Here is a 12,627-nt window from a genome sequence, read left to right on the forward strand (position 1 = left end):
CGGCCCGGGCCGGGAGCGGCACCGTGATGGCGGTCCCGGCCCGGCGGGTGCTACCAGCGGTTCTCGACCTGGTCCTTGATCCGCCGGTCGTAGAGGTCCCGGATGGCGGTGACCGTCTCCGCGGGCAGTTCCGGGAGCTTTGCGGCGGCCGCGTTGGCGCGGGCCTGCTCGGCGTTGCGGGCGCCCGGGATGACCGTGGTGACGCCCGGCTGGTCGATGATCCAGCGAAGGGCGAGCTGGGCCGGGGTGTAGCCCTCGGGGGCGAGCGCGGCGAACTCGGCGGCGGCCTCCACGCCCGTCGTGTAGTCGACGCCGGAGAAGGTCTCGCCCTGGTCGAAGGCCTCGCCGTGCCGGTTGTAGGTGCGGTGGTCGTCGGCCGCGAAGACGGTGTCCTTGGTGTACTTGCCGGACAGCAGACCGGAGGCGAGCGGCACCCGCGCGATGATGCCGACGCCGGCCTCCCGGGCGGCCGGCAGCACCTCGCGCAGCGGCTTCATGCGGAACGGGTTGAGGATGATCTGCACGCTGGCCACGCCCGGGCGGGCGATCGCGGTGAGCGCCTCCGCGCAGGTCTCGACGCTGACCCCGTAGGCCGCGATGCGCTCCTCCTCGACCAGGGTGTCGAGGGCGTCGAACACCTCGCCGGAGGAGTAGACCGGGGTCGGCGGGCAGTGCAGCTGCACCAGGTCCAGACGGTCCACGCCGAGGTTGCGGCGGGACCGGTCGTTCCACGCGCGGAAGTTGTCCAGGACGTAGTTCTCCGGGATCTGGTCGACCCGGCGGCCCATCTTGGTGGCCACCAGCACATGCAGGTCCGGCCTGCCGCTCAGGAAGGCGGCGATGGTCTGCTCGCTGCGCCCGTCGCCGTAGACGTCGGCGGTGTCGAAGAAGGTCACCCCCGACTCGGCCGCGGCCTCCAGAACGGCCAGGGCCTCCTTGTCGTCCACGTCGCCCCAGTCGGCACCGAGTTGCCATGTGCCGAGGCCGACGACCGATGCCCACTGCTGCGACCTGCCGATTACGCGTTCGTCCATGGCGTCAGTCTGTCATCCGCCACCGACAACGGTGTCAAGGGCCTCTCCACCCCCGCCTACCTGTGAATCCTTCACTCACACGGGTGATTCTGTTCGACAGAAATCGGGAGGGCGTCAACCCGGCCCTAGCGTGTCGGCGTGACTGATCGTTCAGCGGACAACTTCCCTGCCCCGGACGGCTGGAGCCGTCGGGGTTTCCTGCGGTCCGCCGCCGCGCTGGCCGCCGTACCGGTGCTGTCGGCGGCGGATCCGGCCGTGGCCGCGGCCGAGCTGCCCGGCTTCCCGGCGGATGTGGCGCTGTACCGCTCGGCGTACCGCAACTGGGTCGGCGAGATCACCGCGGACGGGCTGTGGGCCTGTGCTCCGGCCGACGCGCACGAGGTGCTCACGGTCGTCGAGTGGGCCTGGCGCAACGGCTGGCGGGTCCGCGCGCGTGGCTCCTCGCACGGCTGGTCGCCGTTGACCGTCACGGAGGGGACGGCCGCCGGCGACAAAGTGCTGCTCGTGGACACCGGGACGCACCTGACGGGGCTGTCCCTGGACTCCGGGTCGCAGGTGCGGGCCGGGGCCGGGGTCACCATGGAGGCGCTGCTCACCTTCCTCGAGGGCCACGGTCTCGGGCTCACCGCCACTCCCGCGCCCGGCGATCTGACGCTCGGCGGGGCGCTGGCGATCGACGCGCACGGCACCGCCGTACCGGCCGACGGCGAGCAGCCGCTGCCCGGGCACACCTACGGTTCGCTGAGCAACCTGGTGCTGTCGCTGACGGCGGTGGTGTGGGACGAGGACGCGGGAGCGTATGTCCTGCGGACGTTCCGGCGCGCCGAGGCGGACTGCGCGGCCCTGCTCACGCATCTGGGCCGGGCGTTGGTGACCGAGGTCGTGCTGCGGGTGGGCGGCAACAGCAATCTGCGGTGTGTGAGCCGGACCGACATCCCGGCCGGCGAACTGTTCGCCGCGGCAGGCTCCGGCGGACGGACCCTCGACAGTTTCCTGGCGCGGTCCGGGCGGGTGGAGGCGATCTGGTTCGCGTTCACCGAGTACCCGTGGCTGAAGGAGTGGAGCGTCGCCCCGGCCAGACCGCTCACCTCGCGGCATGTGACCTCGCCGTACAACTACCCCTTCTCCGACGTCGTGCCGACCGTGGTCGCCGACCTCGTGGGGCGGATGGTGTCCGGCGCGGCCTGGTATCTGGCGCCGGTGCTGGGCAACGCGCAGCTGGATGTGGCGGCGCTCGGGCTGGTGACGACGCTGTCCTCGGACATCTGGGGGGCCTCGAAGAACACGCTGTTGTATCTGCGGCCGACGACGCTGCGGATCAACGCGAACGGGTACGCGGTGCTGACTCGGCGAGCCGACGTGCAGCGTGTTGTGCATGAGTTCACGTCGTTCTACCGGGAACGGCTCACCGCGTACGCCGCGTCGGGGCGGTTCCCCGTCAACGGGTCGGTGGAGATCAGGGTGACGGGGCTGGACGAGCCGGCCGATGTGGAACTGGCCGGCTCGCAGGTGCCGTTGCTCTCCGCCCTGCGGCCGAGGGACGGGGCGGACACGGCGGTGTGGCTGGATGTGCTGACGCTGCCGGGGACGCCCTATGCGGAGGCGTTCCTGCGGGAGTTGGAACGGTTCTTGTTCGAGCGGTACGAGGGGACTCGGGTGGAGTGGTCCAAAGGGTGGGCGTACACCGGGTCCGCTGTGTGGAGTGACGAGGAGGTGCTCGGTACGAGGATTCCGGGGTCGTTCGGGGGTGCGGTGTGGGATACGGCGGTGGAGACGTTGGACCGCCTTGACCCACACCGGGTGTTCACCAACGGGTTCTTGGATGGGGTGCTTGTGCGCCGTTGAAATCTGTGGGGCGGTGGGGGCTGGTCGCGACCACGCGGCGGTAGCCGCACATCGACACAGCCCCGCGCCCCTAAAGGGACGCGTGGCCGGTGCCTAGAAGTAGTGGCCCTTCTCCAAGTCCGCGAGCAGGCCCGCCTGTTCCGGCTTCCAGCCCAGGAGTTTCTGGGTCCGCTCGCCCGATGTCGCATTGTCGATCGCGGCCACCATGCCCAGCCAGCCGAAGTGGGCCTCCGCCTCTGTGGGCGGGATGCTCTTCAACGGGACGTCGAGGCCCTTGGCGATCGCCGCGGCGATGTCCTTGAACGGGACGCCCTGGTCGGCCGCTCCGTGCAGGGCCGTGCCCGCCGGGGACGATTCCAGGGCCAGGCGGTAGAGGTGGGCCGCGTCCAGGCGGTGTACGGCGGGCCAGCGATTGGTGCCCTCGCCCACGTACGCGGCGACGCCCGTCCGACGGGCGACGTCGATCAGCTGTGGCACGAAGCCCCGGTCGCCACGGCCGTGCACCGTGGGAGCCAGGCGGACCACCGAGCTGCGTACGCCGCGCTCGGCGAGGGCGAGTGCCGCCAGATCGCAGGCGCCTCGGTGGATGCCCGGGGCCGGGGTGTCCTGCTCCGTCGCCACACCGTCGACCGCGGCGAGCATCAGGGTTCCCGAAGTGACGACGAAGGGCCGGTCCGACCCTTCCAGGGCGGCACCGATCGCCTCGATGACGCGCAGGTCGGTGTCCACGGCTCGCGTCATGTCCGGGAAGTCGTCGTGGTTGAAGGCGAGGTGCAGCACGCCGTCGGTCCCGGCCGCCGCGCGTGCCAGGTCCTCGGGGTTGTCGAGGCTGCCGCGGTGCACTTCCGCGCCCGCCGCCTTCAGGGCCTCGGCGGACTTGTCCGAGCGGGCGAGGGCGAGGACCTGGTGCCCGGCGCCGAGGAGTTCGGGGACAGCCGCGGAGCCGATGAAGCCGCTGCCGCCGGTGACGAATACCCGCATGGTCGGTGCTCCTTCGAGGGAGGGGTTGGTGCTTCCATCATTCGGCCGGCGGGCGGCGGGCGTCCAAAGCCTGATTCGCAATACGCAATGCGTTTCAGGCATCGGTGCAGGTCGCCGGCCGTACCCTGGAGGCATGGCTGATCCCGCTTCCGCCCCTGACCTCGATCTGCGGCTCGTCCGGTACTTCACCGTCGTCGCCGAGCAGCGGCACTTCGGGCGGGCCGCCGGCGTCCTGCACATCACCCAGCCGTCGCTGAGCCGCCAGGTCCAGCGCCTGGAGCAGTTGCTGGGGGCGCGGCTCTTCGACCGGACCCCGCAGGGGGCGCGGCTCACCGAGGCCGGTGAGGTGTTCCTGCCGCGGGCGAGGGCGTTGCTGCGGGCCGCGGGCGAGGCCGCGGCGGTCACCCGGGCCGCCGCCGAGCCCAGCCGGATCACCGTCGGGTACATCAACGGGATCTTCGTCACCCCCGCCGTGCGCGATCTGCGCCGCCGCTTCCCGGACGCCGACGTACGGACCCTGCACCTCGACTGGAACGAGTCGCGCGAGGCCCTGCTGGCGGGGCGCGTCGACGCGGTCGTGACCCGGCTGCCGCTGCGCACCGACCGGTTGCGGGTGACGGTCCTCTACGACGAGCCGCGGGTCCTGGTGGTCCCGCTGGACCATCGGCTGGCCGGGAAGGAGTCGGTCACGCTCGACGACATCGCCGACGAGCCGCTGCCCCGGGGGCGGGATCCGCTGTGGAACGCGTTCTGGCGCGTCGACCCCCGGCCGGACGGCAGCCCGGCGCCCGACGGTCCGCTGATCGGCGCGGTGGAGGACAAGTTCGAGCATGTCGCCGCCGGGCAGGCCGTGGCGATCGCGCCCTGGGTGCCCGGCGCGGCCATCCGCCCCGACCTGACCACGGTCCCGTTGCACGGCGTCGAGCCGAGCCAGGTGGTCCTGGCGACCCGCGCCGGGGACCACCACCGGCTGCTGACCGCCTTCCGCAGGTCGGCCGAGGCGCTCCTGACGGCACCGGAGCCCGGTTAGGGCGTCAACTGGGCCTGGACGGCGGGGCCGTAGCGGTCGACGAGGTCGTCGATCGCCGAGTCGCGCAGCCGTGCGCCGCGGGCGATGCCGTACATCACGCCCAGGCCGAGGAGCTGGGCGACGGCGAGTTCGGCGCGCAGTGGGGCGTCGGGGCCGATGAGCCGGGCGGCGACGCGGTCGACCACCTGGGCGCGGAAGTTGGCGCGCAGCACGTCTCCGTGGTCGCCGTGCAGGGGGGCGAAGACGATCCGCAGCAGCGGGTCGGCGCCCCGGTCGCGCTGGCCCTCCAGGACGTGCCGGACCATGTGCCGGCCCAGGTCGTCCAGGGGTGCGTCCAGCAGAGCGGCCGCGTCGCTCTCGAAGGACATCACGCGGGCGAACAGGCCGTCCTTGTTGCCGAAGTACTTGAGGATCAGCGGCGCGCTGACCCCGGCGCGTTCGGCGACGTCCTTGAGGGTGATGTCGGCGTGCGCGTGCCGGGCGAGGAGGTGGCGGGCGGCTTTGAGGATGGCGGCCTTGGTGGCCTCCGCGTCCCGGCGGGCGGGCGCGGGGGTGGTGTCGTTGCCGGAGTCGGGTCGGGTGCTCACGGCACTCATGCTCCCTCCAGCGCGTCGTCCCGGGCGCCCTGGGGGCGGGCCTTGGCGCGCGGGGCGTCGCCCGTGGCCTTGTCGCCGGGTATGGACAGGGCGGCGGCGCTGGCGGCGAGCGCGATGACGCCGGCCATCGCGAACGCCAGCAGATACCCGTGCAGCGTGGGCATCTGGGCGCCCCCGACGAGGCTGGTGTGATGGGTGAGGACGGCGGCCACGGCGGCGCTGGAGGTGGCCTGGCCGATGGTGCGCATGAGGACGTTGACGCCGTTGGCGGAGGCGGTCTGGCTCGCCGGGACGGCCCGCAGGATCAGCGTGGGCAGCGCCGAGTAGGCGAGGGTGGTGCCGGTGGCGACGACGGTGGCGCCCAGGATGATCATCCAGAGGTCGCGGCTGTCGGCGATGCGCACCGCGTATCCGCAGGCGATGACCGCGGCGCCGAGGGCGAGGGTGATGCGCGGGCCGCGGGAGGCCGAGATCCGGGCGGAGAGCGGTGAGAACAGCAGCATGGTGATGCCGCCGGGGAGCAAGCACAGGCCGGTGGCCACGATGGACAGGCCGAGGCCGTATCCGGTGGCCTTCGGAGCCTGCACCAGCTGGGCGGTGACCAGGGAGTTGGCGTAGAAGGCGAACCCGGTGAGCAGGGCGGCGACATGGGACAGGCCGACCCGGGGCCGGGACACCAGATGCAGGTCGACCAGCGGCTGCTCGGTCCGCAGTTGCTGCCACCACCACAGGGCCAGTACGACGACGGTGGCGGCGAACAGCCCGAGGACGCGCGGGCTGCCCCAGCCCCACTGGCCGCCCTGCGAGACGCCGAGCAGCAGACAGGTCAGCCCGACGGCCAGCCCGAGCGCGCCGAGCACGTCGAACCGCCCGGGTTCGCGCACCGGTGACTCCCGGACCGCCCACCACACGGCCGCCACGCCCAGCGCACCGAGGAGGCTGGTCAGCCAGAACATGGTGTGCCAGTCGTAGTACTGGACGACGAGCGCGGCCAGCGGCAGACCCAGCGCGGCGCCGATGCCGACGGTGGAGCTCATCAGCGCCACCGCCGATCCCCGCCGTTCGGGCGGCAGTTCGTCACGCAGGATGCTGATCGACAGCGGTACGACGGAGGCGGCGGCGCCCTGCAGGGCGCGGGCGGCGATGAGCACGGTGATGTCGGACGACAGGGCGCACATCACGGAGCCCACGGTCATCAGGGCGAGCGCCCCGGTGAGCACCCGGCGCTTCCCGTACATGTCACCGGCCCGGCCGAGCACCGGGGTGAGGACGGCCCCGGCGAGCAGGGTCGCGGTGACCATCCAGGAGACGGTGCCGGCCGAGGAGTGGGTGAGCTTGGGCAGATCCGGGAGCAGGGGGACGACCACCGTCTGCATGACGGCCATCAGGATCCCGCCGAAGGCCAGTACCGGGATGGTCAGCCGCTCCCGCAGCCGGGGCGGTGCGGCGGACGAGCCCGAGGGGCCGGCTGTCGGGGCGGGGTGATCCATCGGCGCTCCTGCGGACGGCACAGATATGAAGGTGAATACGAATTCACCCTATCGAGTGAATGACCTTTCACCAACTCGTTCCGACAGCGAGCTCCTACGACCGGGAGTGCAGGGCGCGCGCCGCCCGTGGCCCGAGCCACCTCTTGAGCCGGCGCAGCGCCTCCAGCCGCCCGGCCGCCTTGTCGATGCCGTAGTACAGCTGCGGCGGAACGTACGGCAGCAGCGGCGAGTGGCGCTGGCCGAGCAGGGCGAACATGCGGTGCGGGGGGAGGTCGATGTAGCGGGGCAGGTTCTCGTACCACTGGGCGCTGAGGCGGGCGGCGCTCTGGGCGGAGACCAGCTCGGCCTTGCGCTGCCGCTCGTAGGCGAGGAGGGCCTGCGGTACGGCGCCGTGCTCGCGCAGGGCACCGGCGAGGCACATCGCGTCCTCCAGGGCGAGGGTGGTGCCGGCACCGATGGAGTAGTGCGTGGTGTGGGCGGCGTCGCCGAGCAGGACGAGGTTGCCATGGTGCCAGGTGCGGCTGACGAGCGTGCGGAAGGTGGGCCAGGCGGCCGCCGAGGAGCCGCCGATCAGCGGCCGGCCGTCGAGGACGCCGGCGAACAGCTTCTCCAGCAGGGCGAGTTGGTCGACCTCGTTCAGCGTGTCGAGGCCGAGGCCGGTGAGGGTCTCGGGTGCGCACTCGATGACGCAGGTGCTGTGCCCGTCGTCGTAGGGGTAGCCGTAGCACCAGACCCAGCCGTGCTCGGTCTCGGCGAAGGCGAAGGTGAAGGAGTCGAAGGCCTTGGTGGTGCCGAGCCAGACGTAGTGGTTGCGGCCCTCGGTGACCTCGGCGCCGAAGGCGTCGGCGTACCGGGTGCGCAGGGCGCTGTGGATGCCGTCGGCGGCGACGACCAGGTCGGCCTCGGGGAGGTCGTCGGGCGTGATCTCGCTCTCGAACTCGAGCCGTACGCCCAGGGACCGGGCGCGTGCGGCGAGGATCTCCAGGAGGCGGTGGCGGCCGATGCCGTGGCCCGGGTCGCCGGGCTGTCGGGTGACCTGGTCACGGACGTGGGCGACGCCCTGGTTCCAGCGCACCGAGCTCTCCTCGACGGCGCGCGCCGACTCGGGGTCGTACGCGTGCAGCCGGTCCATCAGGGCACGCCAGTAGGTGACGCCCCAGCCGTAGGTCGAGCCCTCGGGGTTGCGTTCATGGACGGTGATGTCGTGGGACGGGTTCTGCCGCTTGAGCAGGATCGCTAGATACAGGCCGGCGGGCCCGCCTCCGACGCAGACGACCTTCACACGCACCCCTGGATTTCACCGAAAGTGGCCAATTGGCATCGCAGAGTAGCAGCGGTGACGGGTCCGGCCGGGTTTTCGAATCGCGCCAGATTGACGGCGTGAGCCACGACACCCGGACGGCGGACCCTTGCGAAAGATCGACGAAAACCCCCTCGCCCAGGCAAGGAATTCCCCGTTCCGGTACCGCCGGGCCCTTCGCCACGGCAAGATCATCTTCGTTCAAACTTGTATGACATGTAGTCATTGTCCTGATCGGAGCCAACCCGATCCGGGCGATTTCTCCCGCCCGGAAACCGGCGGATAGGCATACGGAGTCATCACCCGCACCCAGCACAGGAGCATCCGTATGCCCGAACTCACCCGCCGTCGCGCGCTCACCGCGGCGGCCGCCCTGGCCGCCGCGGCCGGTGCCCAGGCCCTGGTCGCCCCCGGTACCCCGGCCGCCGCTCACCCGCAGGAGGGGTCCCTCGAACCCTTCGACGAGGTCTACAAGGGCCGCCGGATACAGGGCCACCCGTCCGGCATGGATGACATGGGCGGCATGGGCGGCATGAAGGGCATGGGCGGTCACCACCACGGACACGGCACCGGTTACGCGGTGTTCGTGGACGGGGTGGAGCTGCACGTGATGCGGAACGCGGACGGCAGCTGGATCAGCGTGGTCAGCCACTACGACCCGGTGCGCACCCCGCGTGCCGCCGCCCGTGCGGCAGTCGACGAGCTGCAGGGCGCCGCGCTGCTGCCGTTCCCCGCCAACTGACCGCCCCCGCCAGGACTTCCGGAGCCTCGAAGCACATGACCATACGCAAGAACCAGGCCAGTCTGTCCGCCGACGAGAAGCGGCGGTTCGTCGCCGCCGTCATCGAGCTGAAGCGCAGCGGGCGTTACGACGACTTCGTGCGCACGCACAACGCATTCATCATGTCCGACACCGACGACTCGGAGCGCACCGGCCATCGTTCGCCGTCGTTCCTGCCCTGGCATCGCAGATTCCTGCTCGACTTCGAGCAGGCGCTGCAGTCGGTGGACTCCTCGGTGGCACTTCCCTACTGGGACTGGAGCGCCGACCGCACGGTCCGTGCCGCGCTGTGGGCGCCGGACTTCCTGGGCGGCACCGGGCGCAGCTCCGACGGGCGGGTGGCGGACGGCCCGTTCGCCGCGTCGAGCGGGAACTGGCCGCTCAACGTCCGTGTGGACGGCCGTACTTATCTGCGCAGGTCACTCGGGACCGGCGTGCGCGAGCTGCCGACCCGGGCCGAGGTCGACTCGGTGCTGGCCATGGCGACGTACGACATGGCGCCCTGGAACAGCGCCTCGGACGGCTTCCGGAACCATCTGGAGGGCTGGCGCGGGGTCAATCTGCACAACCGGGTCCATGTCTGGGTCGGCGGCCAGATGGCCACCGGGGTCTCCCCCAACGACCCGGTGTTCTGGCTGCACCACGCCTTCATCGACAAGCTGTGGGCCGAGTGGCAGCGCCGGCACCCGCAGGCGGCCTATGTGCCGGGCGGCGGGACGCCGGACGTCGTCGACCTGGACGAGACGATGAAGCCGTGGAACGACGTGCGGCCGGCGGACCTGCTCGACCACACGCGGTTCTACACGTTCGACGTCTGAAGACGTCTGAAGACGTCTGAAGACGTCTGAAGACAGCTGAAGACAGCTGATCAGACGTCCGCCGTGCGGCACTCCGGGTGGCCCCAGCCCTGCCCGTTCTTCGCGATCGCCTCGCCCGCCGCGTAGGGGCGGCCGCACAGGCAGCGGCCGGGGAACTTGGCCTTGATGGTGCGCGAGGAGCCGCCGCCGGCGGCGGTCTTGCGGGGTGCCACCTTGCGGCGCGGGGCCCCGGCGGAGGCGGCGGGCGTCGGCGACGGCGGCGGTACCGGGGAGCCGAGGGCGCTTCCCGCGGCCTCCTGGACCGTCGCCGCCTGGCTGGCCGCGCGGTCGGCGAAGTCGTTCAGCGGGTCGCCGTCGACCTGGTGGGCGGGGACATACCGGAAATCGACCGTGCGGCCGTCGAGGAGTTCGTCGATGCGTACGACCAGGTCCTGGTTGGCGACCGGCTTGCCCGCCGAGGTCTTCCAGCCGTTGCGCTTCCAGCCGGGCAGCCAGGTGGTGACCGCTTTCATCGCGTACTGCGAGTCCATCCGTACCTCGAGCGGCACGTCCGGGTCGACTGCCGTCAGCAGCCGCTCCAGCGCGGTCAGTTCGGCCACGTTGTTGGTGGCCTTGCCGAGCGGGCCGGCCTCCCAGCGGGCCGGAGTCGCCGCGTCGTCGGACATCACCCAGGCCCAGCCGGCCGGTCCCGGGTTTCCCTTAGAAGCCCCGTCGCACGCGGCCACCACTCGTTCACGCATGGGCCCGATCATGCCACGGGCGGGCGGGGAGCCCGGCCGTGGCCCGTGTCCGCCCTGGTCAGACGTCCTTGACCTGGGGCTGCTCGCCCTCGGTGGTGGTGAGGTCGATCACCGAGAAGTTGGCGCCCTGCGGGTCGGTGAGCGCCGCGAACCTGCCGAAGGGACTGCTCATCGGACCGAAGCGCAGCACCGCGCCCTGCTTGGTGGCCCTGGCGACGGCCTCGTCGCAGTCGTCGACGGTGAAGTAGACGTTGATGTACGAGGGCACCTCGGGCGGGAAGTCGTCGGTCATCCCCATCCGGCCGAGGACCGTGTTCCCGTCCACGTCGAACATCCGGAAGTCGACGTTGTCGTCCTCGACCTGCCTGGCCGTGTAGGAGAAGAGAGCGGTGAAGAAGGGGTCGGTCTTCTCGGGCTCGCGGGTGAAGACCTCCGCCCAGCAGTAGGCGCCGGGCACGGCCGTGGCCTCGAAGCCCTCGTGGACGCCGCCCTGCCAGATACCGAAGACCGCCCCGCCGGGCTCACGCGCCAGGCACATCGTGCCGAAGTCACCGACCTGCATCGGCTCCATCAGCACCTCACCGCCGTTCTCCCGGATCCGCTCGGCGACGGCCGCCGCGTCCGGCGAGGCGAAGTACAGACACCACTGCGACTGCCCCTCCTGACCGGGCATGGGCGGTACGACGGCGGCGACGGCATTGCCGTTCGCGTAGGCCTGGGTGTAATTGCCGTACTCCGACGCCGACTCGCCGAACGTCCAGCCGAGGACCTCGCCGTAGAAGCTCTTGGCCCCCTCCAGGTCGCTGAACATCGCGTCGGCCCAACAGGGGGTTCCTTCAGGTTGTACCGCCATGGCCGCGGCCCTTCCGATCGCACGGATTCTCCCGGTTCCTCACGCTAGCCATCCGGCCGACCGCCCGCGAGCCGAACTCCGGACTCCGGCGGACACTGGGAAGGATGACCGAGCGGCCTTCGGCGGACGGGGCGCGGCATGACGGACGTGATGCGGGCGTGGACGGTGGCGCGGCCCGGACCGGTCGAGGCGGATCCGCTCCGGCTCGTCGAGCGTCCGGTGCCGGTGCCCGGAGCCGACGAGGTGCTGGTCCGGGTGCGCGCCTGCGGGGTGTGCCGGACCGACTTGCATGTCACGGAGGGTGATCTGCCGGTGCACCGGCCCGGGGTGACGCCGGGGCACGAGGTGGTCGGCGTGGTCGCGGGCCTGGGCCCCGAGGTGACGGACTTCGCGGTGGGTGAGCGGGTGGGGGTGGCCTGGCTGCGGCGCACCGACGGGGTGTGCGCCTACTGCCGGCGGGGCGCCGAGAACCTGTGCCCGCACTCGGAGTACACCGGCTGGGACGCGCACGGCGGCTACGCGGAGTACACGACCGTGCCGGCGGACTTCGCCTACCGGCTGCCCGGCGCCCTCGACGACGTGGCGCTCGCGCCACTGCTGTGCGCCGGGATCATCGGCTACCGCGCGCTGCGCCGGGCAGCGCTCCCGCCGGGCGGCCGGCTCGGCCTGTACGGCTTCGGGGGCAGCGCCCATCTGTGCGCGCAGGTGGCGCTCGCGGAGGGCGCGACCGTGCATGTGCTGACCCGGGGTGCCGAGGCCCGGCGGCTGGCCCTGGAGCTGGGCGCGGCCTCGGCCCGGGACGCCTCCGAGCCGCCGCCCGAGCCACTGGACAGCGCCGTCCTGTTCGCCCCGGTCGGCGATCTGGTGCCGGTCGCGCTGCGCGCCCTGGACCGGGGCGGGGTACTGGCGGTGGCGGGCATCCACCTCAGCGACGTACCGGCACTGAACTACGAACGGGAGCTGTTCTACGAGCGGGAGCTGCGCAGCGTCACCTCCAACACCCGTGCCGACGGGCGGGAGTTCCTGACTCTGGCCGAGCGGCACCACGTCCGCGCGACCACCCACGCGTACCCGCTGTCCGCGGCCCCCCAAGCCCTGCGGGACCTGAAGGCCGGGCGCTTCGACGGGGCCGCGGTGCTGGTCAACGACTTTTCCTGAG

At 71.8% G+C, this 12,627-nt stretch carries 12 protein-coding genes; 5 read left to right on the forward strand and 7 right to left on the reverse strand.

Annotation, left to right across the window (positions count from 1 at the left end; all coding sequences use genetic code 11):
* Positions 1-50 precede the first annotated feature (50 nt).
* Positions 51-1,034: an aldo/keto reductase gene (locus ACWGJB_RS35445; protein WP_453384145.1), complete on the reverse strand. Its 984-nt coding sequence runs from the start codon at positions 1,032-1,034 to the stop codon at positions 51-53.
* 138 nt (positions 1,035-1,172) lie between these two features.
* Here ACWGJB_RS35445 and ACWGJB_RS35450 point away from each other — a divergent pair, with 138 nt between their 5' ends.
* Positions 1,173-2,879, forward strand: a complete 1,707-nt coding sequence (locus ACWGJB_RS35450; RefSeq protein WP_453384146.1) for a cholesterol oxidase substrate-binding domain-containing protein — start codon at positions 1,173-1,175, stop codon at positions 2,877-2,879.
* Between the two features lie 93 nt (positions 2,880-2,972).
* Here the strand turns inward: ACWGJB_RS35450 and ACWGJB_RS35455 are convergent, their stop codons facing one another.
* A complete protein-coding gene (locus tag ACWGJB_RS35455) occupies positions 2,973-3,860 on the reverse strand; it encodes an SDR family oxidoreductase (RefSeq protein WP_453384147.1) in 888 nt (295 codons plus the stop codon).
* 133 nt (positions 3,861-3,993) lie between these two features.
* Here ACWGJB_RS35455 and ACWGJB_RS35460 point away from each other — a divergent pair, with 133 nt between their 5' ends.
* Positions 3,994-4,890: a LysR family transcriptional regulator gene (locus ACWGJB_RS35460; RefSeq protein WP_453384148.1), complete on the forward strand. Its 897-nt coding sequence runs from the start codon at positions 3,994-3,996 to the stop codon at positions 4,888-4,890.
* Here ACWGJB_RS35460 and ACWGJB_RS35465 read toward each other — a convergent pair.
* The 3 genes from ACWGJB_RS35465 to ACWGJB_RS35475 form a co-directional block, all read right to left on the reverse strand.
* A complete protein-coding gene (locus ACWGJB_RS35465; protein WP_453384149.1) occupies positions 4,887-5,486 on the reverse strand; it encodes a TetR/AcrR family transcriptional regulator in 600 nt (199 codons plus the stop codon). The genes ACWGJB_RS35460 and ACWGJB_RS35465 overlap by 4 nt on opposite strands.
* A complete protein-coding gene (locus tag ACWGJB_RS35470) occupies positions 5,483-6,976 on the reverse strand; it encodes an MFS transporter (protein WP_453384150.1) in 1,494 nt (497 codons plus the stop codon). The genes ACWGJB_RS35465 and ACWGJB_RS35470 overlap by 4 nt, the downstream gene beginning before the upstream one ends.
* A gap of 94 nt (positions 6,977-7,070) precedes the next feature.
* Positions 7,071-8,264: an FAD-dependent monooxygenase gene (locus ACWGJB_RS35475; RefSeq protein WP_453384151.1), complete on the reverse strand. Its 1,194-nt coding sequence runs from the start codon at positions 8,262-8,264 to the stop codon at positions 7,071-7,073.
* Positions 8,265-8,604: 340 nt separating this feature from the next.
* On the opposite strand from ACWGJB_RS35475, the gene melC1 reads away from it, so the two are divergent.
* Together melC1 and melC2 are read left to right on the forward strand one after the other, a co-directional pair.
* Positions 8,605-9,018, forward strand: coding sequence for an apotyrosinase chaperone MelC1 (melC1, locus tag ACWGJB_RS35480; protein ID WP_453384152.1), 414 nt, complete (start codon positions 8,605-8,607; stop codon positions 9,016-9,018).
* A 35-nt stretch (positions 9,019-9,053) separates the two neighbouring features.
* Positions 9,054-9,875, forward strand: coding sequence for a tyrosinase MelC2 (gene melC2, locus ACWGJB_RS35485; protein WP_453384153.1), 822 nt, complete (start codon positions 9,054-9,056; stop codon positions 9,873-9,875).
* 50 nt (positions 9,876-9,925) lie between these two features.
* Here the strand turns inward: melC2 and ACWGJB_RS35490 are convergent, their stop codons facing one another.
* Positions 9,926-10,627, reverse strand: coding sequence for a ribonuclease H family protein (locus tag ACWGJB_RS35490; protein ID WP_453384154.1), 702 nt, complete (start codon positions 10,625-10,627; stop codon positions 9,926-9,928).
* Positions 10,628-10,673: 46 nt separating this feature from the next.
* The gene (locus ACWGJB_RS35495; RefSeq protein ID WP_453384155.1) at positions 10,674-11,468 is read right to left on the reverse strand and encodes a VOC family protein; all 795 of its coding nucleotides are present in this window, start codon (positions 11,466-11,468) and stop codon (positions 10,674-10,676) included.
* Positions 11,469-11,618: 150 nt separating this feature from the next.
* Between ACWGJB_RS35495 and ACWGJB_RS35500 the strand changes: the two genes are divergently transcribed.
* Positions 11,619-12,626 (forward strand): zinc-binding alcohol dehydrogenase family protein, encoded by a 1,008-nt coding sequence (locus ACWGJB_RS35500; protein WP_453384273.1) that lies wholly within the window; start codon positions 11,619-11,621, stop codon positions 12,624-12,626.
* Position 12,627 lies beyond the last annotated feature (1 nt).

The sequence above is a fragment of the Streptomyces sp. NPDC054813 genome, assembly GCF_053611365.1.

Coding starts and splice junctions, on each gene's coding strand:
- ACWGJB_RS35470 (WP_453384150.1), bottom strand. CDS start 6,976: ATGGATCACCCCGCCCCGACAGCCGGCCCCTCGGGCTCGTCCGCCGCA.
- melC1 (WP_453384152.1), top strand. CDS start 8,605: ATGCCCGAACTCACCCGCCGTCGCGCGCTCACCGCGGCGGCCGCCCTG.
- ACWGJB_RS35445 (WP_453384145.1), bottom strand. CDS start 1,034: ATGGACGAACGCGTAATCGGCAGGTCGCAGCAGTGGGCATCGGTCGTC.
- ACWGJB_RS35465 (WP_453384149.1), bottom strand. CDS start 5,486: ATGAGTGCCGTGAGCACCCGACCCGACTCCGGCAACGACACCACCCCC.
- ACWGJB_RS35460 (WP_453384148.1), top strand. CDS start 3,994: ATGGCTGATCCCGCTTCCGCCCCTGACCTCGATCTGCGGCTCGTCCGG.
- ACWGJB_RS35455 (WP_453384147.1), bottom strand. CDS start 3,860: ATGCGGGTATTCGTCACCGGCGGCAGCGGCTTCATCGGCTCCGCGGCT.
- ACWGJB_RS35495 (WP_453384155.1), bottom strand. CDS start 11,468: ATGGCGGTACAACCTGAAGGAACCCCCTGTTGGGCCGACGCGATGTTC.
- ACWGJB_RS35500 (WP_453384273.1), top strand. CDS start 11,619: ATGCGGGCGTGGACGGTGGCGCGGCCCGGACCGGTCGAGGCGGATCCG.
- ACWGJB_RS35490 (WP_453384154.1), bottom strand. CDS start 10,627: ATGATCGGGCCCATGCGTGAACGAGTGGTGGCCGCGTGCGACGGGGCT.
- melC2 (WP_453384153.1), top strand. CDS start 9,054: ATGACCATACGCAAGAACCAGGCCAGTCTGTCCGCCGACGAGAAGCGG.